Below are 23,459 nucleotides of genomic sequence, written 5' to 3'. Positions count from 1 at the left end.
AATCCTTCAGCACTGTTCCTAGTCGTCCAATAACAATCGCCAAAACAATTGCTATCACCAGAAACATCCAAGTTGGAATCACCATAATGATTTCCTCAGTTACTGTTGGTGGTTTTAATTTACATTTAGCTGAAATAATTCACTGGAAAAATTGTCTGACAATTGCAACATTTGTGATTTTTCTCATCAAACTGTCTTACAAAGAACAAAAAATATAACTATATATTTGATTATAAATAATTTAATTAAAATAAATTTTATACAACTGTCTAACAATTAGCTTAATTTAGCCAGTTTTTTCAGTGCTTTCCATTGCTTAAAAGGCAATTGATCAACCCAAATCAAGAGTGGCTTCTCCTGAAAATGCTGGAAATACACCACAATATAAAGCTGATGATCAATCAAATGACTAACCGACACACGTTTAACCTGTTGCGATTTTAAATGCGACAGTGACCATTCACGTGCATGCAAATATTCCAAACAGATCGGTTGAGGGACTTTCAAGCCATAGGCATAGATCATTACACCTAGCACAATACACAGCAACCATAGCCATACGGGCAAGAGTTGCTGCAAAAGTACAATCAACAGAGTAAAAATGCTCAGCTGAAATATGCAGGCCAGACGGCTGCGTTTCAGCTGAAAACAACGGTTAGCCATGGACGTAATGTTTCAACTTGGCAATCAATGCTCTCATTTCTGGACGTGGCGGTTCAGACACTTCCATAAACCAATCTAGCAGATCTGGGTCCTCTTGCGCGACCAACTCAGCAAAAGTTTCTTTCTCTGCTGCATCTGCCTGTAGATAATAATTTTTTACATAAGGGTCAAAATAAACATCAATCTCTTTTAAACCGCGACGAGCACGATAAATGACTTTGCGTTCTTCCAAGCTGATTTCTTCGCTCATAGCTAGCTCCCCAACAGTGTGAAATTTTTTGCTAGTTTACCCTATCCATCCCCTCTATTTCGAGCCATTTGCCCGAATTGACCAAATTCATCATTTTATCTGTACATTTGAGCATTCATCTCATTGTCGCTTATGCGTCAATCTTTTAATTTTTATCAAACAACATATTTCTAGATGGACACAATAATAATGCAATCAGCTGCGATTCGACCTTTAGCCAATATGCTGCCCCGTCATTTGTTTAATGCCGAACATGCAGCTTTCCGTGAAACGGTACGCAAATTTTATGAAAAGGAAGTGGTTCCCAATACTGCCAGATATGAACAGCAACAGCATGTCGACCGGGATTTGTGGAACAAGGCCGGTGCACTGGGCTTACTTTGTGCCACCATGCCGGAACAATACGGAGGTTCGGGTGTAGACCGTCTTTACAGTATGATCCTGATTGAAGAACAGGCTTATGCCATGGATTCATCCACAGGCTTTTCGCTACATTCGGATATTGTGGCCAATTACATCTGCAATTTTGGCAATGAAAAGCAGAAGTCAAATTGGCTCCCCAAAATGGCTTCGGGTGAAACAGTGACTGCAATTGCCATGACCGAACCCGGAACTGGATCTGACCTGCAAGCAGTACGTACCTCTGCTATTTTAGATGGCAGTGATTATGTCATCAATGGTTCCAAAATTTTTATCACCAATGGCTACCTGTGTGACATGGTGATTGTGGTCTGCAAAACGGGCAGCAGTGATAAAGGTTCAGCCAACCTGTCCTTAATCATGGTTGAGGCAGATCGCGCCGGTTTCAGTAAAGGCAAACCTTTAAATAAAATCGGCATGAAAGGACAAGATACCTGTGAATTGTTCTTTGATAATGTCCGCGTGCCCAAAGAAAATTTACTCGGTATGGAAGGTATGGGATTTATAATGCTGATGAAAGAACTGGCATGGGAGCGCATGTTGGTCGCCATCATTTGTCAGGCGGGAGCCGAAGCAGCATTCGCGCATACCGTGCAATACACCAAACAGCGACAAGCTTTCGGCAAGCCGATCAGTGCTTTTCAAAATACCCGCTTTAAACTGGCAGAATTACGCACTGAAATTGATTTCTGTCGTGCTTATTTAGACCGTTGTATGGAATTACAGCTTGAAGAAAAATTGGGTATTGATGCAGCGGCAGCAGCGAAATACAAAATTTCCGAAATGTTTTCTAAAGTCGTGGATGAATGCCTACAGCTGCATGGCGGTTATGGCTACATGATGGAATACCCGATTGCACGTGCCTATATCGATAACCGTGCCAATCGCATTTATGCTGGTACCAATGAAATCATGAAAGAACTGATTTCACGTTCGCTATAATCAACATTTATTTCTATGCCGGTTCAATGCTTGGTGCTCTATCTGTAGCAGCTTGCAGCAGAATAAAAGCTGACAACTTGAACTCATAATTCAATAGGTATAAAAGAGGGAGCATTACTGCTCTCTCTTCAAAAAATAATGAAATTCAATTATGAGACTAAACGCGGTGTCGCACTTTTCTTATCTTGTTGCTCACGTTTATGAAATTTAAGCACACCATCATCAAAGCGTGCATGCTTTAATTGTTTACGGTCAGCCAGATAATTATTGGAAACACTCCAAGGTGCATGCTTGCCCTGTTTCGGCATGACATCAGCAGCACGGGCAATATAACCTGAACTCAGACTGCCCATCACGGTATCTTGCATTAACTCGGTCACATCGCCTTCAGGACGCACTTCATCATAGCCATTTTTATCCATATAGTTGATCAGACGGCAAATATAATCTGCTGCAATATCCACTTTCAGTGTCCAGGAAGCATTGATATAGCCAATAATCATGGCCATATTTGGCACATCACTGACCATGATGCCCTGATACAGCATATGTTGAGAGGTATTCATCGGCTTGCCATCAAGCGTGGCCTGAATACCGCCTAAAATTTGAATATTCAAACCAGTTGCAGAAACGACAATATCCGCATCCAAATGTTTACCTGACTTTAACTGGATACCCGTTTCAGTAAATTTTTCAATTTGATCCGTTTCAACTGAAGCACGGCCTTCACGCAGAATTTTAAACAGATCACCATCCGGTACTACACATAAACGCTGATCCCAAGGTTCATAGTTCGGGGTAAAGTGTTTCATATCCACCTTACCTTTAAGCTGAAACTGCACTGACTTCAGCAACAGTGTTTTCAGCAGTTTCGGCTGTTTCTGTGCCAGAGCATAAATACCGCGTTGCATACCAATATTACGTGCACGCGTTAATTTATAGGCCAGATCTTCCGGTAATACTTTACGCATTTTGTCATAGAGCAGATCAATTGACGGCACAGAGGCAATATAGGTCGGAGAGCGTTGCAACATGGTGACATGCCCTGCACCACCTTTCGCCATGGCTGGCACCAAGGTAATCGCTGTGGCTCCACTACCAATAATTACGACCTTTTTACCAGAATAATCTAGCTGCTCAGGCCAATGTTGCGGATGAATAAACTCGCCTTTAAATGCAGACTGATTTGGAAATTCAGGTTGGAATCCCTGATCGTAATTATAATAACCAGTACAACCTAAAACAAAATTGGCCACCCAGATTTGCTTTTTTTGAGCTGCATTTTCAATTTCAACCACCCACTTTTTAGTGGTCGAATCATAATTCGCCGCCAAAACCCGATGCTGAAAATGGATTTTATTTTTAAGCTGATACTCGTCAATCACTTCAGATAAATAATTTTTGATGGATGGACCATCCGCCAAGACGCTGTCTTTTTGCCACGGCTTAAAATTAAAACCAAAGGTCGACATATCTGAATCGGAGCGGATTCCCGGATATTTGAATAAATCCCAAGTTCCGCCAAAACTTTCACGACGCTCAATAATTTCAAACTGGTGTTGTGGGCAATTTTTCGAAAGATGAACAGCCAGACCAATACCCGAAATACCGGCACCGACAATCAACACATCAATATGTTTTTCCATGTTCTTTTTATAACCTGTTTAAGCTTTATTTTATTAAACCATAAAATTGACAATACTCAATGTCAAGTTTAGATGAAAGTCATAAAAAATATGTCAGTTCAGGACAAAAGTTTAAATTATCAGAGAATTAAAAATCATCAGGCATAAAAAAGACCGGTGAAACACCGGTCTTTTTTAGAACAACTTAAGCTCTTCTTGCGAAATTAGTTAACTTCGCGATCTACTAGCTCAACGTAAGCCATCGGTGCAGCATCACCTGCACGGAAGCCCGCTTTAAGAACACGTAGATAACCGCCGTTACGTTCTTTGTAACGAGGGCCAAGAACGGTAAATAATTTACCAACAGTTGCTGCTGAACGAGTACGAGCAAACGCCAAACGACGGTTTGCAACAGTATCGTTTTTAGCTAAAGTGATTAAAGGCTCAGCTACACGACGTAACTCTTTAGCTTTAGGCACAGTTGTTTTAATCAACTCGTGCTCGAACAAAGAGTTAGCCATGTTTTGGAACATCGCTTTACGATGACTGCTTGTACGGCCTAATTTCACACCACTATTACGATGACGCATGGTGATAGTCCTACTTAATTAACGGCTACGATAGGCAAAACGGTCGTCCATACGGAGACTAGCTGGTGGCCAGTTCTCTAAACGCATGCCGAGTTGTAAGCCTTTAGAAGCCAGAACATCTTTGATTTCAGTTAACGATTTTTTACCGAGGTTAGGAGTTTTTAACAACTCCACTTCAGTACGTTGAACCAAATCACCGATGTAGTAAATATTTTCTGCTTTCAAACAGTTAGCAGAACGAACAGTAAGCTCTAGATCATCTACTGGACGAAGCAAGATTGGATCCACTTCTTCGCGAGGCTCTTGAGCAACAGGAGCTTGATCTTTCTGAAGATCAACAAAAATTGCAATTTGTTGTTGCAAGATTGTTGCCGCTTTACGGATTGCTTCTTCAGGATCAACTGTACCGTTTGTTTCAAGATCAATGATCAGTTTATCAAGGTCAGTACGTTGTTCTACACGAGCATTTTCTACTGTGTAAGACACACGTTTGATTGGGCTATAAGAAGCATCTAACTGTAAGCGACCCACAGGGCGAGTCTCGCCTTCTGGGAAACGTGAATCAGAAGTTTCATAACCACGACCTTGAGAAACTTTCAGGCGCATTTTTAAATTGCCTGAAGCACTTAAAGTGCCGATCAAATGCTCAGGGTTTACCACTTCAACATTATGAGGTAAACGAAGATCAGCGGCTGTTACATCGCCTGGACCTTGTTTTTCTAATGTCAAATATGCTTCGTTTTGATCGAACAGCTTAATCGACAATCCTTTTAGGTTCAGCAAGAGCTCGACGATGTCCTGCTGCAAGCCTTCCAAGGTACTGTACTCGTGCTCAACCCCTTCTATTTCAACTTCAACCACAGCAGCGCCAGGTAAAGAAGAAAGAAGGATACGACGTAAAGCATTACCAAGAGTATGACCAAAGCCACGCTCTAATGGTTCCAGAATCACTTTTGCCGAGGTCCCGCTAGCCGCTTCGACCTTGATCGCTTGCGGAGTTAGAAACTCATTTGCAGTACGCGTCATTATTGCTACCTCAAGGATTATTTAGAATACAATTCTACAATCAAGCTTTCGTTGATTTCAGCAGGTAAATCAGAACGATCCGGTGCAGCTTTAAACGTACCTTCTAGTTTTGAATGGTCAACTTCCATCCAAGAAGGAATACCACGTTGAGCAGCCAATTCAATTGCGCCTTTAATACGCAATTGTTGTTTAGCACCTTCGTGAACTGCGATTACATCGCCAGCTTTAACTTGGATAGACGCGATGTTAACACGACGACCATTCAAAGTAATGCTACGGTGAGATACAAGCTGACGAGCTTCTGCACGTGTAGAACCAAAACCCATGCGATAAACTACGTTATCAAGGCGGCTTTCAAGCAGTTTCAACAAGTTTTCACCTGTTGCGCCTTTAACACGAGCAGCTTCTTTATAGTAGTTACTAAATTGACGTTCTAACACACCGTACATACGACGTACTTTTTGTTTTTCACGTAATTGTAGTGAGTACTCAGATTGTTTGCTGCCACGAGCCCCGCCATGTTGGCCAGGTGCTTTAGCATGTTTTTTTGTCTTAACGTCAAATGGTTTAACGCCAGATTTTAATTGCAGGTCTGTCCCTTCGCGGCGAGAGAGTTTGCATTTTGGACCAATATAACGAGCCATGAATGATTCTCCTTACACACGACGTTTTTTAGGTGGACGACAACCGTTGTGCGGGATTGGCGTCACATCGGTAATGCTGTTAATTTTATAACCCACTGCACCTAAAGCACGAACCGCAGACTCACGACCAGGACCAGGACCTTTTACAAGGACATCCAAGTTTTTCAAACCGTAATCCAAAGCTGCTTTACCAGCAACTTCAGCAGCTACCTGAGCAGCAAACGGAGTTGATTTACGTGATCCACGGAAGCCTTGTCCACCTGAAGTGGCCCAAGCCAGTGCATTACCTTGACGATCGGTAATAGTCACAATGGTGTTATTAAAAGAAGCGTGAATGTGTGCAACACCTTCAGAGACGGTACGAGTGACCTTCTTGCGTGTGCGAGTATCTTTAGCCATCTTTTAGCTTCCAGAAATCTTATTTCTTAATAGGTTTGCGCGGACCTTTACGGGTACGTGCGTTAGTTTTGGTGCGTTGTCCACGGACAGGCAAGCTGCGACGATGACGAAGACCGCGGTAGCAGCCTAAATCCATTAAACGTTTAATGTTCATGGAAATTTCGCGACGTAAATCACCTTCGGTTGGAACCTTGGTAATTTCTGCACGAATCGCATCAAGCTGAGCATCATCCAATTCACGGATCTTAGTAGTTGGTGCAATACCAGCAGCAGCTAAGATGTTCTTAGCAGTGTGGCGACCGATACCAAAAATATACGTGAGGGAGATAACAGCATGCTTGTTATCCGGAATGTTTACACCGGCAATACGAGCCATTCACTTTCTCCAAAAAGGCAGTAGAGATAATCAACCGCCCCACAAATATCTTGAGGGGCGGATAATAACCTAATTAGCCTACTGAAATCAACAGGTCTTGATCAGATTAACCTTGACGCTGCTTATGACGAGGTTCAGCGCTACAAATCACGCGGATAACCCCATTACGACGGATAACTTTACAGCTACCACAAATTTTTTTAACAGAAGCTTGTACTTTCATGATGAAACCTCAAGTGCGCTTATCCTTTAGGATGAGCAGTCGTTTTTCTCATTAACGTTTGATTGTCATACTGGTGCGAAGTAAGATGGGCTTGTAGCTGAGCCATAAAGTCCATCACAACAACCACTACGATCAGCAAAGATGTACCACCCAAATGGAATGGAATACCAAAAGAACTTTGCAGAATCATTGGCATCAAACAGATGACCGTAATATAAATTGCACCAATGAATGTCAAACGATTAAGAATATGATCTAAGTAACGAGCAGTTTGCTCACCTGGGCGAATACCAGGTACATAAGCTCCGCTGCGTTTCAAGTTCTCTGATACTTCTTTAGGACTGAACACAAGTGCAGTATAGAAATAACAGAAAAAGATAATTAACGCACCGAAGAGCACCAAATACAAAGGTTGTCCAGGCGATAATACCAATGCCAAATCTTGTAGGCTACGCTTTACGATTCCTGCATTTGGATCAGAACTACCCAACCATTGACCTAAACTTGCAGGGAACAGCAATAATGAACTCGCAAAAATTGCTGGGATAACCCCCGCCATATTCAATTTCAATGGCAAATGTGTCTGCTGTGCAGTAAATACGCGACGCCCTTGTTGCTTTTGAGCATAGTTAACCGGTATACGACGTTGTGCCTTTTCAATAAATACAATCGCAGCAAGAACCGCAACTGAAAGTAATGCAAATACAGCCAGACCAATTAAGCTCGATTGACCATTATCCACCGAAGTGAATGCTTGAATTACAATATTTGGCAAACCAGCAACGATACCTGCAAAAATGATCATGGAAATCCCATTACCGACACCACGTTCGGTAATTTGCTCTCCCAACCACATTAAGAACATAGTGCCTGCAACCAATGAAGTTACAGCAGGAATGTAAAAAGCCAGTCCTGAGGTCAAGGTAATTCCTTGGCTAATCAGACCAGCACACATACCAACACCTTGTACCAATGCAAGTAATAACGTGCCGTAACGCGTATATTGATTAATCTTACGCTTACCCTGCTCGCCTTCTTTCTTTAACGCTTCCAGCGAAGGAACGACTGTTGACATCAACTGCACGATAATCGATGCAGAGATATATGGCATGATTCCCAACGCAAGAATTGACATTCGCTCTAATGCTCCGCCAGAGAACATATTAAACAAACCTAAGAAAGTACCTTCATTAGCTTTGAAAAAACGTTCTAAAGCGACATTATCAATACCCGGCAGCGGAATATGTGCTCCTAGTCGAAAGACCAGTAATGCGCCAATCAAAAACATTAATCGACGAATAATTTCACGATATTTCACATGAAATGGCTGGCCTTTCATCATGTTGACATGACCTGAAGAACTAGGAGACATAGACACTAGCGATTACTCCTCGACTTTACCGCCAGCAGCTTCAACAGCAGCTTTAGCGCCTTTAGTCAAAGCAACACCTTGTACAGTGAATGCACGAGTAATATCACCAGAAAGTACGATACGAGCACGAGTCATATCTTTACGTACAACATTGGCAGCTTTTAAAGTTTCAAGTGAAATGATATCACCTTCAACTTTAGCAAGCTCTGATAAACGTACTTCAGCAGTTTTTAAAGCAAGTTGGCTAGTGAAGCCGAATTTAGGTAAACGACGATATAACGCAGTTTGACCACCTTCGAAACCTGGACGTACGCCACCGCTCTTACGTGATTTTTGACCTTTGACACCACGGCCACCAGTCTTACCAACGCCAGAACCGATACCACGGCCTAAACGAAGGTTTTCACGTTTAGCACCTTCTGCAGGTGCAATAGTATTTAAACGCAGAGTCATGGCTTATTCCTCTACACTAACCATATAGTAGACTTGGTTGATCATACCGCGGTTAGAAGGCGTATCTTGCACTTCTACAGTATGACCAATACGACGCAGACCTAAACCTTTAAGGCTAAGCTTGTGATTTTTCAAGCGGTGCGCAGAAGATTTAGTCTGGGTAACTTTAATCGTTTTCATGATTGATTACCCTTGAATTTGTTCTACTGAAAGACCACGTTTCGCAGCGACTTTCTCAGGAGAAGTCATGTCACGCAAACCTTTAAAAGTTGCGTTCACTACGTTAGCAGCGTTTGTAGAACCATAGCATTTTGTCAATACGTTATGTACGCCAACAGCTTCTAGAACTGCACGCATAGCACCACCAGCAATTACACCAGTACCTTCAGAAGCAGGTTGCATGTAAACGCGGCTTGCACCATGACGAGCATTAATAGGGTGTTGTACAGTACCGTTAACAAGCTCAACAGTAATCATGTTACGACGTGCAGCTTCAAGTGCTTTAGAAATAGCAGCTGGAACTTCACGTGCTTTACCACGACCAAAACCTACGCGACCATTACCATCACCCACAACAGTTAATGCTGTGAAAGAGAAGATACGACCACCCTTAACAACTTTGGCTACACGATCAACGGCAACCAGCTTTTCAACAAGACCTTCGTTTTGTTCAACTTTAGCCATGATTAGAACTCCAAGCCGTTTTCACGAGCAGCATCAGCCAAGGCTTTGATACGACCATGATATTTGAAACCAGAACGGTCAAATGCAACTTTAGTTACGCCAGCTGCTTTCGCACGTTCTGCAATTAAAGCACCCACTTTTTGAGCCGCATCAACGTTACCAGTTGTACCAGCACGTAAAGTAGCATCTAAAGTTGAAGCTTGAGCTAAAACTTTGCCACCATCTGCTGAGATAACTTGAGCATAGATGTGACGCGGTGTGCGGTTTACACACAAGCGAGTCGCACCCAATGCACGAATGTGCAAGCGTGTGCTTTTCGCACGACGCAAACGGGATTGTTTCTTTTCGTTCATAAGAACCTCGCGCCTTATTTCTTCTTAGCTTCTTTACGAAGTACAACTTCGTCAGAATAACGAACACCTTTACCTTTATAAGGCTCTGGTGGACGGTAACCACGGATATCTGCAGCAACCTGACCTAAAGCAGCTTTATCAGCTGATTTAAGAATGATTTCAGTTGCAGTAGGAGTTTCAGCAGTTACACCTTCAGGAAGCGTATAATCGATCGGGTGAGAGAAACCAAGGTTAAGGTTAACAACGTTACCTTTAACCGCAGCTTTATAACCAACACCGATAAGTTGTAACTTACGTTCGAAACCTTCGCTAACACCTTTTACAAGGTTGTTAAGCACAGCGCGAGCAGTACCAGCTTGCATCCAAGCGTCTTTCGACTCAGCTTTAGGAGCAATTTGAAGTTGACCTTCTTCCTGTTTTAGCTCGACCAGCGCATGCAGGTTGAAAGACAATGTACCTTTGCTGCCTTTCACTTCGACCTGCCGGCCGTTCTGAGTAACTGTTACACCGTTAGGTACAGTTACTGGGGCTTTAGCCACACGAGACATGAGGAATCACCTATTAAGAAACAAAAGCAATAACTTCACCACCGATGCCCGCAGCACGTGCAGCGCGATCAGTCATGATGCCTTTGCTTGTAGAAACAATTGCAATACCTAAACCTTGCTTAACGCTAGGAAGTGCATCTTTACCGCGATACTGGCGTAGACCTGGACGGCTTACACGTTTCACAGTTTCGATAACTGGTTTGCCTTCAAAATATTTTAACGTAAGTGTTAAAGTTGGTTTGCCTTCAGCATCTGCAACTTCTACGTTTGAAATATAACCTTCTTGTTGAAGTACGTTTGCAATTGCAACCTTCAACTTAGAATTTGGCATAGAAACAGTTTGTTTCTTTGCCATTTGTGCGTTACGAACACGGGTTAACATGTCGGCAACGGTATCTTGCATACTCATTTATAGTGCTCCTTACCAGCTTGCCTTAACAACGCCCGGTACATCACCTTGCATTACTGTATCGCGTAATTTGTTACGGCTTAAACCGAACTTACGGAAGTAACCATGAGGACGACCAGTTAAACCACAACGGTTACGTAGACGTACTGGAGACGCATTACGTGGTAATGCCTGTAACTTCATCATCGCATCGAAACGTTCTTCGTCGCTCGCATTTACATTTGCAATCGTAGCTTTTAATTCAGCACGTTTTGCAGCAAATTTAGCAACTGTTTTTTCGCGTTTCAATTCGCGATTAATCATACCTTTCTTAGCCATATCGACCTCTTATTTGAACGGGAAGCCGAATGCACGCATAAGCGCACGGCCTTCGTCATCGGTGCGAGCAGTCGTAGTAATGGTAATGTCCATACCACGAATACGATCAATCTTATCGAAATCGATTTCAGGGAACATGATTTGTTCCTTCAAACCCATCGAATAGTTACCACGACCATCAAATGATTTCGCAGAAAAACCGCGGAAGTCACGAATACGAGGAATCGCGATAGAGATCAAACGGTCTAAGAATTCGTACATTTGTTCGCCGCGTAAAGTAACTTTACAACCAATCGGCCAACCATCACGGATTTTGAAACCAGCGATTGATTTGCGAGCTAGAGTAAGAACTGGTTTTTGACCAGCAATCGCTTGCATATCAGAAAGAGCGCCATCTAACAATTTCTTGTCAGCTGATGCTGCACCAACACCCATATTAATGGTGATTTTAGTGATGCGAGGAATCTCCATCACATTTTTAACGCCCAATTGCTCTTGTAACTGAGCTTTAAGTACGTCGTTGTAACGTGTTTTAAGTCTGGCCATTGCCTATTTCAACCTATTACTTCGCTACCGCCACTGATTCACCGTTAGATTTATAAACGCGAGTTTTCACGCCTTCAATCGTTTGGTAACCAACACGGTCAGCCTTTTGGGTTGTAGCATTAAAAATTGCCACGTTTGAGATATGAAGCTCAGCTTCTTGAGTTACGATGCCGCCTTCAGCGCCAGTAGCTCGGTTAGGCTTTTGATGCTTCTTCACCAAGTTAAGGCCTTCAACCTTAACGCGGTCATTAGAAACTGACAACACAGTACCCTGTTTGCCTTTTTCTTTACCTGCGATCACAATTACTTGATCGCCTTTTTTAATCTTAGCCATGAGTGCCTCTTATAGAACTTCAGGAGCCAATGAAATGATTTTCATGAACTGTTCAGTACGAAGTTCACGAGTCACTGGTCCGAAAATACGAGTTGCAATCGGCGCTTTGTTGTTGTTCAAAATTACAGCAGCGTTATCGTCGAAACGAATCACTGAACCGTCTGGACGACGGATACCAAATTTTGTACGTACAACTACAGCATTCATCACGTCACCTTTTTTAACACGTGCGCGTGGAATAGCTTCTTTTACAGTAACTTTAATAATGTCGCCAACAGAAGCATAACGACGATGTGAACCACCAAGTACTTTAATACATTGTACGCGGCGAGCACCACTGTTGTCTGCTACGTCGAGCATACTTTCGGTTTGAATCATTGCCCTACTCCAAAACCGAGCATCACCGGTCACATTTCGAAAGGCTCAAAGAGTACTCGAAATTAACCGATGATGCAACAAGAACGTCTAATTACTCAGCAGCTGCTTCAATCACTTCAACTAAAGTCCAAGACTTAGTTTTAGAAATTGGGCGGCTTTCTTTAATGGTCACTACGTCGCCAGTTTTAGCAACATTGTTCTCATCATGAGCGTGTAATTTAGTTGAACGGCGGATTGATTTGCCATACAACGGGTGTTGAACGCGGCGTTCAATAAGCACAACAATAGACTTGTCCATTTTGTCGCTTACAACTTTACCGGTTAACGTGCGAACTGTTTGTTCACTCATTGTCCGTTCCCCTGTTTTTCGGTAAGGAGTGTCTTGATACGAGCAATAGTCTTACGAGTAAGCGCAACTTCATGCGATTTACCCAATTGACCAGTTGCCTTAGCCATACGAAGACGGAATTGGTTAAGCTGTTGCTCATCAAGCAAAGCTGTCAACTCTTCTACCGATTTTTCACGTAGATCTTTAGTTTTCATTACATTACCGTCCGAGTCACGATAGTGGTTTTAAACGGAAGTTTAGCAGCTGCAAGCGTAAATGCTTCACGAGCCAATTCTTCGTTAACACCATCAATTTCGTACAAGACTTTACCTGGTTTGATTTGGCAAACCCAGTATTCCACAGAACCTTTACCTTTACCCATACGAACTTCTAATGGTTTTTCAGTAATTGGCTTGTCCGGGAAAACACGGATAAAGATCTTACCACCACGTTTAATACGACGGCTAATTGTACGACGCGCAGCTTCAATTTGACGCGCAGTCATTTGACCACGTTCAATAGATTTAAGTGCGATAGTACCGAAAGATACTGTGCTACCACGGTGTGCTAGACCAGTGTTACGGCCTTTTTGCACTTTGCGGAATTTAGTACGTTTAGGTTGCAACATGGATTATTCTCCTTTTTCAGCAGAACGATCATTGCGACGACCACGACGCTCTTGACCTTCACCACGACCGCGACCGCGTTTAGCTGGACGTTCTTCAGCAGGAGCAGGGTTCATGACTTGTTTCATGCCACCTAAAATCTCACCACGGAAAATCCAAACTTTAACACCAATCGTACCGTAAGTCGTTTCAGCACGCATAGTAGCGTAATCGATGTCTGCACGAAGCGTATGCAAAGGTACACGACCTTCACGATACCACTCAGTACGAGCAATCTCAGCACCACCTAAACGACCAGAAACTTCAACTTTGATACCTTTAGCACCAGCACGCATCGTGTTTTGAACCGCACGCTTCATAGCACGACGGAACATTACACGTTTCTCTAATTGAGAAGCGATCGCTTCAGCAACTAAACGAGCGTCTAAGTCTGGGCGATCGATTTCGTTGATGCTTACTTGCGCAGGAACACCCATAATAGATGTTAATTCGCGTTGTAATTTTTCAATGTCTTCGCCTTTTTTACCGATCACGATACCAGGACGAGCAGTGCTAATAGTAATTTTAGCAGCGCCTGTAGGACGTTCGATAAGAATATTGCTGATCATTGCATTCTTAAGTTTTTTAATTAAAAACTCACGAACTTGCAAATCTTTAAGCAAGTATTCAGCGTATTGTTTCGGATTCGCATACCAGTTAGCGTTATGACGTTTCACAACACCTAGGCGGATACCGATTGGATGAACCTTCTGACCCATATCAAACCCCTACCTTAACGGTGATGTGACAAGTACGCTTAGTAATACGATCTGCACGGCCTTTAGCACGTGGCATAATACGTTTAAGGCTGATGCCTTCATCAACGTAAATCGTAGATACTGTAAGGTCGTCTACATCTAAACTGTTATTATGTTCAGCGTTTGCAATCGCAGATTCCAACGCTTTTTTAACTAAAACTGCAGCTTTTTTGTTGCTGAAGTTCAAGATATTTAAAGCGTGAGCAACAGATTTGCCACGGATCAGATCTGCAACCAAACGTGCTTTTTGTGCCGAGATAGCGGCACCGCGTAATTTAGCAGTAACTTCCATCATCGCACCTTAACGTTTAGATTTCTTGTCAACACCGTGACCACGATAGGTACGAGTTGGCGCGAATTCACCGAGTTTATGACCAACCATGTGTTCAGATACAATCACTGGAACATGGTTACGACCATTATGAACAGAAATTGTTAGACCAACAAAATCTGGGAGAATCATCGAACGACGCGACCAAGTTTTGATCGGCTTGCGAGAGTTACTCGCTACAGCCGCTTCAACCTTAGCGAACAAGTGCGCATCGACGAATGGGCCTTTTTTCAGAGAACGAGGCATTGTCAGATTCCTTTACTTGTTACTTAACGCGACGGTCGCGAATAATCATCTTAGTCGTACGCTTGTTGGTACGTGTCTTGTACCCTTTAGCTTTTTGACCCCATGGGCTTACAGGTTGAATACCTTTGTTACGCCCTTCACCACCACCGTGTGGATGGTCAACTGGGTTCATCGCCATACCACGAACGGTAGGACGAACACCACGCCAGCGTGATGCACCAGCTTTACCTAGTGAACGAAGGTTGCTTTCTGAGTTAGAAACTTCACCCAAAACAGCACGGCATTCAACGTGAATTTTACGCATTTCACCAGAACGTAAACGAACGATAGCGTAAGAACCGTCACGACCCAACAACTGAACAGAAGTACCAGCTGAACGAGCTAATTGCGCGCCTTTACCGATTTTAAGTTCGATGTTGTGAAGAGTAGAACCGATAGGCATGTTGCGAAGTGGCAAGCAGTTACCTGGACGAATTGGAGCATCGTTACCAGATTGTACTTTATCACCAGCACGCAAACCTTTAGGCGCAATGATGTAACGACGTTCACCGTCAGCATATTTCAATAAAGCAATATGAGCTGTACGGTTAGGATCGTATTCAATACGTTCAACTACAGCTGGAATGCCGTCTTTGTTACGTTTGAAGTCAACGATACGGTAGTGTTGTTTATGACCACCACCAACGTGACGAGTTGTAATGTGACCGTTGTTATTACGACCACCAGTACGTTTTTTAGCTTCAACCAACGGAGCATAAGGCGCGCCTTTGTGAAGATGGTCGTGAACGACTTTCTCTACAAAGCGACGTCCTGGTGACGTTGGCTTACATTTTTGAATAGGCATAATTCTCGTCCTTATTCCGCTGCGCTTTCAGCGGTATCGCCCAAGTCAGCCATTTCAACATCTTGGCCAGCTTTCAGGGTGACGTATGCTTTTTTAACATCAGAACGACGTCCTAATGTTTTACCAAAGCGTTTAGTCTTACCTTTAGTGATCGTTGTGTTAACTTTAACAACTTGAACACCAAAGAGTTGTTCCACTGCTTTTTTGATTTCAAGTTTGTTTGCATTTAATGCAACTTTAAAAACTTGAACACCAGCAGTTTCACCTAAAACTTGTGCTTTTTCTGAGAATACAGGTCCTTGCAGGACTTGATAGATACGTTCGTTGTTCATCCGAGTTCTACCTCAATTTTCTTAGCAGCAGCTACAGACATAACAACTTTGTCGAACGCGATCAAGCTAACAGGATCAATTGCAGCAGCATCAACCACATCAACGTGTGGAATGTTACGTGCAGCAAGATACAAGTTCTCATCAACAGCATCAGTAACGATTAATGCACGAGTAGCATTCAAGTCGTTAAGTTTTGCAAGCAACTCTTTAGTTTTTGGAGCAGCAACAGCAAACTCTTCAACTAAAACCAAGCGATCTTGACGAACAAGTTCAGCCAGGATGCATTGCATAGCACCGCGGTACATTTTACGGTTAACTTTTTGAGACCAATCTTGTGGACGAGCAGCAAAAGTTTTACCACCACCTACCCAGATCGGGCTACGAATAGAACCAGCACGCGCACGGCCAGTACCTTTTTGACGGAATGGTTTTTTACCACCGCCAGATACGTCAGCACGTGATTTCTGAGCTTTCGAACCTTGACGACCACCAGCTAAGTAAGCTGTAACAACTTGGTGTACAAGAGCTTCGTTAAATTCACGACCGAAAGCAACTTCAGATAATTCAACAGCAGAGCCGGAAACAGTATTTAAATTCACGTTATTTCCCCTCAGGCCTTGATCGTAGGACGAACAGTTACGTCGCCACCAGTAGCACCAGGAACCGCGCCTTTAACAACCAGAACTGAACGTTCAGCGTCGATAGCAACGATTTCAAGACCCTGTGTAGTTACGCGTTCAGCACCTAAATGGCCAGCCATTTTTTTGCCTTTGAACACGCGACCAGGAGTCTGGTTTTGACCTGTAGAACCTAGAACACGGTGAGAAACAGAGTTACCGTGAGTAGCGTCTTGAGTACGGAAGTTCCAACGCTTAACACCACCTTGGAAGCCTTTACCTTTAGACTGACCAGTTACGTCAACAATTTGACCTACTGTAAACAGATCTACACCGATAGTAGCGCCAACTTCACGACCTTCAAGCTCAGCTTCTGATACGCGGAATTCTTGAACCAGACGACCAGCAGCGACACCCGCTTTAGCGAAGTGACCTTTCTGAGCGTTAGTTACGCGAGATTCGCGACGTTCACCAGTAGTGATTTGAATCGCTTGATAACCATCAGTTTCAAGCGTTTTGATTTGAGTGATGCGGTTAGGATCAACCTCAATCACTGTTACAGGTACAGAAACACCAGCATCTGTAAAGATACGAGTCATACCGCACTTGCGACCGACTAAACCAATAGCCATGTGCATAAACCTCTAAAAAAGCGGCCTAATTAACTTAGAGCGTTAATTAACCGAAAGCCTTAACCCAAAGCGATCTGAACATCAACACCAGCTGCAAGATCTAACTTCATCAATGCATCAACAGTTTTATCTGTAGGTTGAACGATGTCGATCAAACGTTTGTAAGTGCGGATCTCGTATTGGTCACGCGCATCTTTGTTAACGTGTGGTGATGTTAAAACGTTGAAACGTTCGATGCGAGTAGGCATCGGGATTGGACCACACACTTGTGCGCCAGTACGTTTTGCTGTTTCTACGATCTCTTGAGCTGATTGATCAATTAAACGGTGATCAAAAGACTTAAGACGGATACGAATTCTCTGGTTAGACATACCAGTTAACTCCAAGCCAAATATATATAAAGAATCACTCTTGACGCATCTCACCCCACTTTATGCGGGCAAGTGTCAAGAGCAGTGAATTATCACTAAGGTCATGATCGATGCCACGACTGTCACGATGTTAACTACTTTATTCGTAGCCAACCCCCTTTCATCAAAGGGTCGCCCATTATAGCGATTGTTTAACGCTTAAGCAAATCCCTTTTTAACTTTTTCCTCTTTTTTTCTGCTTATCCTTTTAGTGTTTTGTTTAAAAATAACTCAGCATGCTGTTTTTTGTAAAACGTACTCTATCGCTTGGTTTAGTATTTGATTTCCTTTAATAAAGTCACTTTTAGACATACTTTTTAATTGACGTTCCGTTTGCACATATTGACCGGAAAAGCTCTCTAACTCTTCATCATTTTCTAAAAACAGTTGCAGTACCTCCGGGGTTATTTCAGGATGAAATTGAAATCCCAAGACATTTTTTCCAATTTGATACATTTGATTGCGGCAGGCATCATTTTCCGCCAGATGAATAGCACCTTTCGGGATTTCAAAGGTTTCACTGTGCCATTGCATGACCTTAAACTGTTCTGGCAACTCAAAACACTCTTCAGACACATGTTTCACCTTACGTACCTCTGTCAAACCTAACTCCTGCTGTTCATTGCGTCTGACCGCCGCCCCCAAAGCATTGGCAATCAATTGCCCGCCCAGACACAAACCAATGGCCGGTTTACCCATAGATAAATAACGTCTAATCCAGCGCTTTTCTACTTTTAACCAGGGATAATTTGCTTCATCATTAACACTCATTGTTCCACCCATAATGATGAGCAAATCTACATCTTCCACTTGCGGCAAAGCCTCGATATCAAGTGGTCGATCTACAGGTAAGGCAAAAAATTCCGTTGCGGTAATTTTAGCGTGATGCTGTTTTAAGAATTGATAACAACTGCCGAACCCTTCACCAGCAATATGCTGAAAATAATGTACTCTTAAATGCGACTTCATGCGCCTCCGCCTATTGTTTTAGCTCTGCCATAGTTTTAGCAAGAATGAAGCCAACTTTAGGCGTGAATTAAGGTTTCTATACATTTCGGCATTTATATAGCCTAATCCGCGTGTTTCTCTTAAGCTAAGACTAATTTTGGTACGACTTAGAGCATCACCTTGAAAAAAAACTCACAAACAGCACTCATTCACGCACCACGAAAAGCCCCACAATATATTTCTACCGTTCAACCTCCCGTGTTTCGTGCATCGACGATTATTTTTGACAACACCGATGCACTGTTTAATCGCCACTGGAGCGATGATTATGATTATAGTTATGGCACCCACGGCACACCGACAACCTTTACTTTAGGCGACAACATTGCCCAGATCGAAGGCGGAAAATATTGCCTGCTGGCACCAAGTGGCTTATCAGCTATTAATTTAGTGAATTCATGTTTTCTTACCCAGGGGGATGAAGTCTGGGTGGCAGACAACATTTATGGCCCAAACATGGAACACCTGCATAACCTGCAAACGCGTTATGGTATTAGCGTTAAAGTATATAATCCGATTGATGCAGAGACTTTCCAGCCTACCGATAAAGCCAAACTCATCTGGTTAGAAGCAGCAGGTTCCGTGACCCTGGAATTTCCCGACCTGATCAATCTGGTGAAAAAAGCCAAAGCGCATAACATACTGACAGCACTGGATAATACCTGGGGTGCAGGGCTGGCTTTTAATGCCTTCGATTTTGGCGATGAGCATTTAAGTGTAGATGTGACCGTACATGCATTGACCAAATATCCAAGTGGCGGCGGTGATATCTTGATGGGTTCAGTAGTGACCCGTGACCAGAAACTGCATCATCAATTATTCCGGATGCATGCCATTCAGGGAATTAGTGTGTCGGGCGATGATGTGGCACAGGTACAACGTAGTCTGGCTTCAATGCAGGTGCGCTATCAACACCAGTATGAAAGCTGCTTAACACTCCTGCATTGGCTCAAACAGCAGGCTGAATTTGTACAGGTGCTACATCCTGCCGATGCTGAATCAGCCGGACATCAATACTGGAAAGAAATTTGCAGGGAAGAATACAGTGCCGGTCTGGTCAGTGTGATTTTTAAACCTGAATATACTCTGGAAGATATCCGTCGCTTCTGCGATGCACTGGAACTGTTTAAACTGGGCTTTAGCTGGGGCGGACCAGTCAGTCTGGTCATGCTGTATAATTTAAAAGATATGCGTGTACTGGAACATCCCCACTTAAAAGAAGGACTTTTAGTCCGTTTTTGTATCGGACTTGAACATCCTCAAGATTTAATCCAGGATATCAAACAGGCATTACAGCAGTTAAACCAGCAAAAAATTAGAGAATAAAAAAGGACCTATCTATTATCAGTGTCAGGAAAATGCTACCAGTACACACCCAAAAATTGTTTTACATTCACAATTTTCCTGACACCACGGTTTGATTGCCGGGGTAGTCGGAACTGGTAAAAAGATGATCCTCGTGTTTTAACAGAAAAATTTACCTATGGGGAGGCTGGTATTTTTTGGCTGCGGCCGAATACCCGCCTACTCTCCCTTTAATCCAATTAATTCAATGCAGCCGGAAAAACCTAACCTACTGATCAGCCATAGCATAATTACCGGCATTGATAAACAAAGTCTGGATTTTGAATGTCTATTGAAAAGTTACAAAACCAAGTAGCAGCAAGTACATCAAACAAAAAAGAAAAACCGCTTTAGAAAACAGTAACCCAGCGAAGCAGAAGTTCTGCCCACACAACAGCATAAAAAGCTGATTCAAGATACTGCCAGTACTTTTGCCGCCCGTGCTACAAGCAGCTTAGAAGGCTCGACCAGGCAAAACAGTCCGCTATTTAGAAGATTCACTAATGGCAGAAAATAATCTGGTTTACAAATCAAAAACAATCAAACCATCGGATATTCTTATATTCCATATTTTTTTTATGGTTTAACCAAAAATAGGTGTTGTAAAAAGATTTTATAACATGTATTTTGAATACATCTTATAAATAACAGCCATGAGAGATCAAACATGACTCCGCAGCAAATTGACCTAGTAAAAGCCACTGTTCCTGTACTCCGTGAAAATGGCGTAGCATTAACTGGTTATTTTTATAACCGTATGTTGGGCAATAATCCAGATCTAAAAGAAACATTTAATATGGGGCACCAGCGCAGTGGTGCACAGGCACAAGCTCTTGCAGGCGCCGTGTTGGCTTATGCTGAAAACATTGAAGATCCTTCTGTGCTTTTGCCTGTGGTTGAGTTAATCGCACACAAACACGTTAGCCTGAACATTCAAGCCCCTGACTATAATATTGTTGGTGAAAACCTGCTTCATTCCATCAGTGAAGTTCTAAGCATTTCAATGGACGATCCTCTAATTGGCGCTTGGGCAGCAGCTTATGGTCAACTGGCAGACCTGTTCATCAGCACTGAAAAAGCTATTTATGATCAACATCAACAAACCAAAGGTAGCTGGTTAGGCTGGCGTAACTTCAAGATTGCCAAGAAAGTAGTTGAAAGCGATGAAATCACCTCTTTCTATCTTCAACCTGTCGATGGTGGCGCATTGCCGAAATACGAAGCCGGCCAATATATTTCAGTGCGTGTTTTCGTCGAGGAACTGGGCTTGAAACAGCCTCGTCAATATACGATTTCCACTTGCCCACAAGCGGATTATTTACGTATCTCGGTAAAACGTGAAGATCAAAAAGGCGACATGGTTCCAGGCTGGGTGTCGAACACCCTACATAGCTTGCCAGAAGGTTCAGAAATTGAAGTTTCTGCACCAACAGGTAACTTTTACCTGATTGATCCAAATAAACGTAATGTGTTCATCAGTGGCGGTGTAGGCCTGACTCCAATGATTGCCATGCTGAATCAGCTGGTGACTCTGGATATGCCACAGCCTGTGACCTTTATCCATGCCTGCCGTAGCAAACAAGTGCATGCAATGCATCAACATATTCAGGAGTTGAAAGCAAAATATCCACGTCTTAGCACATTTACCGCTTATGAATTTCCACATTCAGGCGATAAATTAGGTGAAGATTATGATGTTGCCGGTCGCCTGGACTTAAGCACCCTGGATAGCGCATTGTTACCTATCAATGCCGACTACTATCTGTGTGGTCCAATGCCATTTATGGCTGAACAGCAAAAGGCGCTGGTTGCTCGCGGCATCCCTGCTGAAAACATTCACAGTGAAGCCTTTGGCACAGGTGGTGTAAAACACTAGCCTGCTGGGTCAGCATAAAATAAATAGGGGGCTGGTCTAGTTATGCTAGACTAGCCCTTATCTATTCATTTTTTGAAAAATATCAGCACGATCATGCAATTAAATAAATTCACCGACTATGCTTTGCGTATCTTAATGTATATTGCCCAGCCACGGGATATGCCTTATACCATTGCAGAAATTGCCCAAGACTTGCATGTGTCTAAAAACCATTTAGTGAAAATTGTGCATTTTATGGGCAAACAGAACTGGCTGATTACCACGCGAGGCAAAGGCGGCGGTATTGGACTCAACCCTGAGGCTCTTGAATTGCACCTGGGTCAAGTCGTACGCATCCTGCAAGGTGAAAACCAGATTGTCGAATGCAATACCCCACCCTGCGTACTGCGTTCTCAGTGCGGACTAAAAGGCTTTCTCGATCAGGCAGTAGAACAGTTTTATCTAAGCCTAGATCAATACACCCTGGCTCAGGTTTTAAATAACTCTCCGGCAGCCAAATACACCACTCAATCTCCAATCCAGATGATCAATCTCTAATTCCTGCGCTTGCAAAGTTCGCTTGCCCGAACGACTTCCTTTATAATGTTCGCTTGTAGATCATTTATTGAAGTTGAGTTATGCATCACAGCAGAGGAAAATCGAAAAACAGTAAGACAGCCCATGCGCCCAAGCAAAAGATCAGCTATGAGAAAAAAGTTGATCCTGCCATTACTGAGTACTCTGTTCGCGCATTGAACTGGTTGCGTAAAGCCGAATTTTTGATGAGTGCGCCAAAGCTGAGCCTTTGCGTTGAAGATACTGGTTATGAAGTCGCTTTTGCTGGACGTTCTAATGCTGGAAAATCTAGCGCCATTAATGCCTTAACCAACCAAAAACAGCTGGCACGTGCCTCTAAAAAGCCGGGCCGTACCCAAATGATTAACTTCTTCAGCCTTGGCAATCCAGAGCAGCGTCTGGTCGATTTGCCGGGTTATGGTTATGCAGCTGTACCTGAAGCAATGAAAATTGTCTGGCAAAAAGAACTGGAAAACTACCTGATTCATCGTCAGAGTTTGCAAGGTCTGGTGCTGCTGATGGATATCCGTCATCCGCTGCAACATTTTGACGTGATGATGCTGGAATGGGCCTACTCACGTAAATTGTTCGTGCATGTCTTGCTGACCAAATCAGACAAACTGAATCGTGGACCGGCATCCAAAGCCTTGCAGGAAGTGAAAGCGGCATTGAAAAAAATGAAGCTGGATTTCTCCATTCAATTGTTTTCATCTCTCAACAAGCAAGGCCTCGAAGAGCTGGCCAGTGTGATGGGTGGCCGTTTGAACTTCACCCTTGAGCAATCAAGCCAATTTGATCTGGACAGCATCCCTGCAGCCAGTCTTGATGATCTGGATGAACCACTCGAATCTTTAGAACTGGTAGAGGAAGAATGCGAGACTGAAATTGCCGAAGATGCTACCGATCAGAGCCGACAAGCGGATTGATCGGGTCTGTCTGACAAAAATCCTCATCCATTAA

General features: G+C 43.1%; 36 protein-coding genes and 1 pseudogene. 5 read left to right on the top strand and 32 right to left on the bottom strand.

Translation table 11 applies throughout. The annotated features are described in order from the left end of the window. Positions 1 to 276: 276 nt before the first annotated feature. Positions 277 to 663 (bottom strand): hypothetical protein, encoded by a 387-nt coding sequence (locus ABJ384_RS02080; RefSeq protein WP_349928599.1) that lies wholly within the window; start codon positions 661 to 663, stop codon positions 277 to 279. Then, positions 656 to 913: a succinate dehydrogenase assembly factor 2 gene (locus tag ABJ384_RS02075; protein WP_086195757.1), complete on the bottom strand. Its 258-nt coding sequence runs from the start codon at positions 911 to 913 to the stop codon at positions 656 to 658. Before ABJ384_RS02075 ends, ABJ384_RS02080 begins: the two co-directional genes overlap by 8 nt. A 189-nt stretch (positions 914 to 1,102) precedes the next feature. On the opposite strand from ABJ384_RS02075, the gene ABJ384_RS02070 reads away from it, so the two are divergent. Continuing rightward, entirely contained in the window at positions 1,103 to 2,275 is a 1,173-nt protein-coding gene (locus ABJ384_RS02070) for an acyl-CoA dehydrogenase family protein (protein ID WP_349928597.1), read from the top strand. Positions 2,276 to 2,424: 149 nt separating this feature from the next. On the opposite strand, the gene ABJ384_RS02065 is transcribed toward ABJ384_RS02070, so the two are convergent. The 30 genes and pseudogenes from ABJ384_RS02065 to ABJ384_RS01920 all read right to left on the bottom strand — a co-directional run bounded on the left by ABJ384_RS02065 (position 2,425) and on the right by ABJ384_RS01920 (position 18,685). Next, positions 2,425 to 3,921 (bottom strand): NAD(P)/FAD-dependent oxidoreductase, encoded by a 1,497-nt coding sequence (locus tag ABJ384_RS02065; RefSeq protein ID WP_349928595.1) that lies wholly within the window; start codon positions 3,919 to 3,921, stop codon positions 2,425 to 2,427. A gap of 203 nt (positions 3,922 to 4,124) precedes the next feature. Beyond that, positions 4,125 to 4,490: a 50S ribosomal protein L17 gene (gene rplQ, locus ABJ384_RS02060; RefSeq protein WP_004281488.1), complete on the bottom strand. Its 366-nt coding sequence runs from the start codon at positions 4,488 to 4,490 to the stop codon at positions 4,125 to 4,127. An 18-nt stretch (positions 4,491 to 4,508) separates the two neighbouring features. Beyond that, positions 4,509 to 5,516, bottom strand: a complete 1,008-nt coding sequence (rpoA, locus tag ABJ384_RS02055) for a DNA-directed RNA polymerase subunit alpha (RefSeq protein ID WP_004869497.1) — start codon at positions 5,514 to 5,516, stop codon at positions 4,509 to 4,511. A gap of 17 nt (positions 5,517 to 5,533) precedes the next feature. Next, positions 5,534 to 6,160 carry a 30S ribosomal protein S4 gene (gene rpsD, locus ABJ384_RS02050; RefSeq protein ID WP_086195760.1) on the bottom strand — a complete coding sequence of 209 codons (627 nt, stop codon included), beginning with the start codon at positions 6,158 to 6,160 and terminating at the stop codon, positions 5,534 to 5,536. A gap of 12 nt (positions 6,161 to 6,172) precedes the next feature. Next, on the bottom strand, positions 6,173 to 6,559 hold the full coding sequence (gene rpsK / locus ABJ384_RS02045) for a 30S ribosomal protein S11 (RefSeq protein WP_001040166.1): 387 nt from the start codon (positions 6,557 to 6,559) through the stop codon (positions 6,173 to 6,175). Positions 6,560 to 6,578: 19 nt separating this feature from the next. After that, positions 6,579 to 6,935 carry a 30S ribosomal protein S13 gene (gene rpsM, locus ABJ384_RS02040; protein ID WP_086174447.1) on the bottom strand — a complete coding sequence of 119 codons (357 nt, stop codon included), beginning with the start codon at positions 6,933 to 6,935 and terminating at the stop codon, positions 6,579 to 6,581. Between the two features lie 106 nt (positions 6,936 to 7,041). Beyond that, positions 7,042 to 7,158, bottom strand: a complete 117-nt coding sequence (gene rpmJ / locus ABJ384_RS02035) for a 50S ribosomal protein L36 (protein ID WP_000867907.1) — start codon at positions 7,156 to 7,158, stop codon at positions 7,042 to 7,044. Positions 7,159 to 7,177: 19 nt separating this feature from the next. After that, the gene (secY, locus tag ABJ384_RS02030) at positions 7,178 to 8,497 is read right to left on the bottom strand and encodes a preprotein translocase subunit SecY (RefSeq protein WP_171263179.1); all 1,320 of its coding nucleotides are present in this window, start codon (positions 8,495 to 8,497) and stop codon (positions 7,178 to 7,180) included. A 45-nt stretch (positions 8,498 to 8,542) separates the two neighbouring features. After that, positions 8,543 to 8,983, bottom strand: coding sequence for a 50S ribosomal protein L15 (gene rplO / locus ABJ384_RS02025; protein ID WP_086195762.1), 441 nt, complete (start codon positions 8,981 to 8,983; stop codon positions 8,543 to 8,545). A 3-nt stretch (positions 8,984 to 8,986) separates the two neighbouring features. Further along, on the bottom strand, positions 8,987 to 9,163 hold the full coding sequence (gene rpmD / locus ABJ384_RS02020) for a 50S ribosomal protein L30 (RefSeq protein ID WP_067762901.1): 177 nt from the start codon (positions 9,161 to 9,163) through the stop codon (positions 8,987 to 8,989). A gap of 6 nt (positions 9,164 to 9,169) precedes the next feature. After that, positions 9,170 to 9,667: a 30S ribosomal protein S5 gene (rpsE, locus tag ABJ384_RS02015; RefSeq protein WP_086195763.1), complete on the bottom strand. Its 498-nt coding sequence runs from the start codon at positions 9,665 to 9,667 to the stop codon at positions 9,170 to 9,172. Between the two features lie 2 nt (positions 9,668 to 9,669). Next, complete coding sequence (gene rplR / locus ABJ384_RS02010) at positions 9,670 to 10,020, bottom strand: 50S ribosomal protein L18 (RefSeq protein ID WP_086195764.1); 351 nt, start codon at positions 10,018 to 10,020, stop codon at positions 9,670 to 9,672. A gap of 14 nt (positions 10,021 to 10,034) precedes the next feature. After that, positions 10,035 to 10,568 carry a 50S ribosomal protein L6 gene (gene rplF / locus ABJ384_RS02005; RefSeq protein ID WP_092820774.1) on the bottom strand — a complete coding sequence of 178 codons (534 nt, stop codon included), beginning with the start codon at positions 10,566 to 10,568 and terminating at the stop codon, positions 10,035 to 10,037. 13 nt (positions 10,569 to 10,581) lie between these two features. Then, on the bottom strand, positions 10,582 to 10,977 hold the full coding sequence (rpsH, locus tag ABJ384_RS02000) for a 30S ribosomal protein S8 (RefSeq protein WP_086195766.1): 396 nt from the start codon (positions 10,975 to 10,977) through the stop codon (positions 10,582 to 10,584). Between the two features lie 12 nt (positions 10,978 to 10,989). After that, positions 10,990 to 11,295 (bottom strand): 30S ribosomal protein S14, encoded by a 306-nt coding sequence (gene rpsN / locus ABJ384_RS01995; protein ID WP_086174452.1) that lies wholly within the window; start codon positions 11,293 to 11,295, stop codon positions 10,990 to 10,992. 9 nt (positions 11,296 to 11,304) lie between these two features. Beyond that, positions 11,305 to 11,841 (bottom strand): 50S ribosomal protein L5, encoded by a 537-nt coding sequence (gene rplE, locus ABJ384_RS01990; protein ID WP_086195767.1) that lies wholly within the window; start codon positions 11,839 to 11,841, stop codon positions 11,305 to 11,307. 16 nt (positions 11,842 to 11,857) lie between these two features. After that, the gene (gene rplX, locus ABJ384_RS01985) at positions 11,858 to 12,175 is read right to left on the bottom strand and encodes a 50S ribosomal protein L24 (RefSeq protein ID WP_086195768.1); all 318 of its coding nucleotides are present in this window, start codon (positions 12,173 to 12,175) and stop codon (positions 11,858 to 11,860) included. 9 nt (positions 12,176 to 12,184) lie between these two features. Then, complete coding sequence (gene rplN / locus ABJ384_RS01980; protein ID WP_004657680.1) at positions 12,185 to 12,553, bottom strand: 50S ribosomal protein L14; 369 nt, start codon at positions 12,551 to 12,553, stop codon at positions 12,185 to 12,187. 91 nt (positions 12,554 to 12,644) lie between these two features. After that, entirely contained in the window at positions 12,645 to 12,902 is a 258-nt protein-coding gene (gene rpsQ, locus ABJ384_RS01975) for a 30S ribosomal protein S17 (protein ID WP_086195769.1), read from the bottom strand. Next, a complete protein-coding gene (gene rpmC, locus ABJ384_RS01970) occupies positions 12,899 to 13,096 on the bottom strand; it encodes a 50S ribosomal protein L29 (RefSeq protein WP_004650482.1) in 198 nt (65 codons plus the stop codon). The genes rpsQ and rpmC overlap by 4 nt, the downstream gene beginning before the upstream one ends. Then, positions 13,096 to 13,509: a 50S ribosomal protein L16 gene (gene rplP, locus ABJ384_RS01965; RefSeq protein ID WP_067669331.1), complete on the bottom strand. Its 414-nt coding sequence runs from the start codon at positions 13,507 to 13,509 to the stop codon at positions 13,096 to 13,098. Before rplP ends, rpmC begins: the two co-directional genes overlap by 1 nt. Beyond that, positions 13,449 to 14,265, bottom strand: a pseudogene (rpsC, locus tag ABJ384_RS01960) (30S ribosomal protein S3). Before rpsC ends, rplP begins: the two are co-directional and overlap by 61 nt. Before the next feature lies 1 nt (position 14,266). Then, on the bottom strand, positions 14,267 to 14,596 hold the full coding sequence (rplV, locus tag ABJ384_RS01955) for a 50S ribosomal protein L22 (protein WP_086195771.1): 330 nt from the start codon (positions 14,594 to 14,596) through the stop codon (positions 14,267 to 14,269). Between the two features lie 9 nt (positions 14,597 to 14,605). Continuing rightward, positions 14,606 to 14,881: a 30S ribosomal protein S19 gene (gene rpsS, locus ABJ384_RS01950; protein WP_004869548.1), complete on the bottom strand. Its 276-nt coding sequence runs from the start codon at positions 14,879 to 14,881 to the stop codon at positions 14,606 to 14,608. A gap of 19 nt (positions 14,882 to 14,900) precedes the next feature. Continuing rightward, positions 14,901 to 15,725: a 50S ribosomal protein L2 gene (gene rplB, locus ABJ384_RS01945; protein ID WP_086195772.1), complete on the bottom strand. Its 825-nt coding sequence runs from the start codon at positions 15,723 to 15,725 to the stop codon at positions 14,901 to 14,903. 11 nt (positions 15,726 to 15,736) lie between these two features. Next, positions 15,737 to 16,057, bottom strand: a complete 321-nt coding sequence (gene rplW / locus ABJ384_RS01940) for a 50S ribosomal protein L23 (protein WP_086195773.1) — start codon at positions 16,055 to 16,057, stop codon at positions 15,737 to 15,739. Continuing rightward, positions 16,054 to 16,656, bottom strand: coding sequence for a 50S ribosomal protein L4 (gene rplD, locus ABJ384_RS01935; protein ID WP_086195774.1), 603 nt, complete (start codon positions 16,654 to 16,656; stop codon positions 16,054 to 16,056). Before rplD ends, rplW begins: the two co-directional genes overlap by 4 nt. Positions 16,657 to 16,667: 11 nt before the next feature. Beyond that, entirely contained in the window at positions 16,668 to 17,306 is a 639-nt protein-coding gene (rplC, locus tag ABJ384_RS01930) for a 50S ribosomal protein L3 (RefSeq protein WP_086195775.1), read from the bottom strand. A 59-nt stretch (positions 17,307 to 17,365) separates the two neighbouring features. Continuing rightward, positions 17,366 to 17,677 (bottom strand): 30S ribosomal protein S10, encoded by a 312-nt coding sequence (gene rpsJ, locus ABJ384_RS01925; protein WP_000070912.1) that lies wholly within the window; start codon positions 17,675 to 17,677, stop codon positions 17,366 to 17,368. A gap of 270 nt (positions 17,678 to 17,947) precedes the next feature. Continuing rightward, a complete protein-coding gene (locus tag ABJ384_RS01920) occupies positions 17,948 to 18,685 on the bottom strand; it encodes a type 1 glutamine amidotransferase (protein WP_086195776.1) in 738 nt (245 codons plus the stop codon). Between the two features lie 159 nt (positions 18,686 to 18,844). Between ABJ384_RS01920 and ABJ384_RS01915 the strand changes: the two genes are divergently transcribed. The 4 genes from ABJ384_RS01915 to yihA all read left to right on the top strand — a co-directional run bounded on the left by ABJ384_RS01915 (position 18,845) and on the right by yihA (position 23,425). Beyond that, entirely contained in the window at positions 18,845 to 20,050 is a 1,206-nt protein-coding gene (locus tag ABJ384_RS01915; protein ID WP_349928585.1) for a PLP-dependent transferase, read from the top strand. A 685-nt stretch (positions 20,051 to 20,735) separates the two neighbouring features. After that, entirely contained in the window at positions 20,736 to 21,944 is a 1,209-nt protein-coding gene (hmpA, locus tag ABJ384_RS01910; protein ID WP_349928584.1) for an NO-inducible flavohemoprotein, read from the top strand. 93 nt (positions 21,945 to 22,037) lie between these two features. Beyond that, on the top strand, positions 22,038 to 22,481 hold the full coding sequence (locus tag ABJ384_RS01905; protein ID WP_300044402.1) for an Rrf2 family transcriptional regulator: 444 nt from the start codon (positions 22,038 to 22,040) through the stop codon (positions 22,479 to 22,481). A gap of 80 nt (positions 22,482 to 22,561) precedes the next feature. Next, a complete protein-coding gene (yihA, locus tag ABJ384_RS01900) occupies positions 22,562 to 23,425 on the top strand; it encodes a ribosome biogenesis GTP-binding protein YihA/YsxC (protein WP_349928582.1) in 864 nt (287 codons plus the stop codon). The last annotated feature ends 34 nt before the right edge of the window (positions 23,426 to 23,459 follow it).

Origin of the sequence: Acinetobacter sp. A1-4-2, assembly GCF_040233925.1 — a bacterium.
Lineage (GTDB): Bacteria > Pseudomonadota > Gammaproteobacteria > Pseudomonadales > Moraxellaceae > Acinetobacter.
This window is presented reverse-complemented; position numbering and strand designations above follow the sequence as displayed.

Coding starts and splice junctions, on each gene's coding strand:
- rplE (WP_086195767.1), bottom strand. CDS start 11,841: ATGGCCAGACTTAAAACACGTTACAACGACGTACTTAAAGCTCAGTTA.
- rpmC (WP_004650482.1), bottom strand. CDS start 13,096: ATGAAAACTAAAGATCTACGTGAAAAATCGGTAGAAGAGTTGACAGCT.
- rpsK (WP_001040166.1), bottom strand. CDS start 6,559: ATGGCTAAAGATACTCGCACACGCAAGAAGGTCACTCGTACCGTCTCT.
- rplP (WP_067669331.1), bottom strand. CDS start 13,509: ATGTTGCAACCTAAACGTACTAAATTCCGCAAAGTGCAAAAAGGCCGT.
- rplW (WP_086195773.1), bottom strand. CDS start 16,057: ATGAACAACGAACGTATCTATCAAGTCCTGCAAGGACCTGTATTCTCA.
- rplC (WP_086195775.1), bottom strand. CDS start 17,306: ATGGCTATTGGTTTAGTCGGTCGCAAGTGCGGTATGACTCGTATCTTT.
- secY (WP_171263179.1), bottom strand. CDS start 8,497: ATGAAAGGCCAGCCATTTCATGTGAAATATCGTGAAATTATTCGTCGA.
- ABJ384_RS01920 (WP_086195776.1), bottom strand. CDS start 18,685: ATGAAGTCGCATTTAAGAGTACATTATTTTCAGCATATTGCTGGTGAA.
- rplQ (WP_004281488.1), bottom strand. CDS start 4,490: ATGCGTCATCGTAATAGTGGTGTGAAATTAGGCCGTACAAGCAGTCAT.
- rpsS (WP_004869548.1), bottom strand. CDS start 14,881: ATGCCTCGTTCTCTGAAAAAAGGCCCATTCGTCGATGCGCACTTGTTC.
- rpsN (WP_086174452.1), bottom strand. CDS start 11,295: ATGGCTAAGAAAGGTATGATTAATCGCGAATTGAAACGCGAAAAAACA.
- ABJ384_RS01905 (WP_300044402.1), top strand. CDS start 22,038: ATGCAATTAAATAAATTCACCGACTATGCTTTGCGTATCTTAATGTAT.
- yihA (WP_349928582.1), top strand. CDS start 22,562: ATGCATCACAGCAGAGGAAAATCGAAAAACAGTAAGACAGCCCATGCG.
- rpoA (WP_004869497.1), bottom strand. CDS start 5,516: ATGACGCGTACTGCAAATGAGTTTCTAACTCCGCAAGCGATCAAGGTC.
- rplX (WP_086195768.1), bottom strand. CDS start 12,175: ATGGCTAAGATTAAAAAAGGCGATCAAGTAATTGTGATCGCAGGTAAA.
- rpsJ (WP_000070912.1), bottom strand. CDS start 17,677: ATGTCTAACCAGAGAATTCGTATCCGTCTTAAGTCTTTTGATCACCGT.
- rpsD (WP_086195760.1), bottom strand. CDS start 6,160: ATGGCTCGTTATATTGGTCCAAAATGCAAACTCTCTCGCCGCGAAGGG.
- rpmD (WP_067762901.1), bottom strand. CDS start 9,163: ATGAAAACGATTAAAGTTACCCAGACTAAATCTTCTGCGCACCGCTTG.
- rplN (WP_004657680.1), bottom strand. CDS start 12,553: ATGATTCAAACCGAAAGTATGCTCGACGTAGCAGACAACAGTGGTGCT.
- ABJ384_RS02080 (WP_349928599.1), bottom strand. CDS start 663: ATGGCTAACCGTTGTTTTCAGCTGAAACGCAGCCGTCTGGCCTGCATA.
- rpsE (WP_086195763.1), bottom strand. CDS start 9,667: ATGGCTAAAGTTGAACAAAACGAAGGTCTTGTTGAAAAGCTGGTTGCC.
- rplF (WP_092820774.1), bottom strand. CDS start 10,568: ATGTCTCGTGTGGCTAAAGCCCCAGTAACTGTACCTAACGGTGTAACA.
- rpsQ (WP_086195769.1), bottom strand. CDS start 12,902: ATGAGTGAACAAACAGTTCGCACGTTAACCGGTAAAGTTGTAAGCGAC.
- rpmJ (WP_000867907.1), bottom strand. CDS start 7,158: ATGAAAGTACAAGCTTCTGTTAAAAAAATTTGTGGTAGCTGTAAAGTT.
- ABJ384_RS02075 (WP_086195757.1), bottom strand. CDS start 913: ATGAGCGAAGAAATCAGCTTGGAAGAACGCAAAGTCATTTATCGTGCT.
- rplV (WP_086195771.1), bottom strand. CDS start 14,596: ATGGAAGTTACTGCTAAATTACGCGGTGCCGCTATCTCGGCACAAAAA.
- rplO (WP_086195762.1), bottom strand. CDS start 8,983: ATGACTCTGCGTTTAAATACTATTGCACCTGCAGAAGGTGCTAAACGT.
- rpsM (WP_086174447.1), bottom strand. CDS start 6,935: ATGGCTCGTATTGCCGGTGTAAACATTCCGGATAACAAGCATGCTGTT.
- rplB (WP_086195772.1), bottom strand. CDS start 15,725: ATGCCTATTCAAAAATGTAAGCCAACGTCACCAGGACGTCGCTTTGTA.
- hmpA (WP_349928584.1), top strand. CDS start 20,736: ATGACTCCGCAGCAAATTGACCTAGTAAAAGCCACTGTTCCTGTACTC.
- rplR (WP_086195764.1), bottom strand. CDS start 10,020: ATGAACGAAAAGAAACAATCCCGTTTGCGTCGTGCGAAAAGCACACGC.
- ABJ384_RS02065 (WP_349928595.1), bottom strand. CDS start 3,921: ATGGAAAAACATATTGATGTGTTGATTGTCGGTGCCGGTATTTCGGGT.
- rpsH (WP_086195766.1), bottom strand. CDS start 10,977: ATGAGTATGCAAGATACCGTTGCCGACATGTTAACCCGTGTTCGTAAC.
- ABJ384_RS02070 (WP_349928597.1), top strand. CDS start 1,103: ATGCAATCAGCTGCGATTCGACCTTTAGCCAATATGCTGCCCCGTCAT.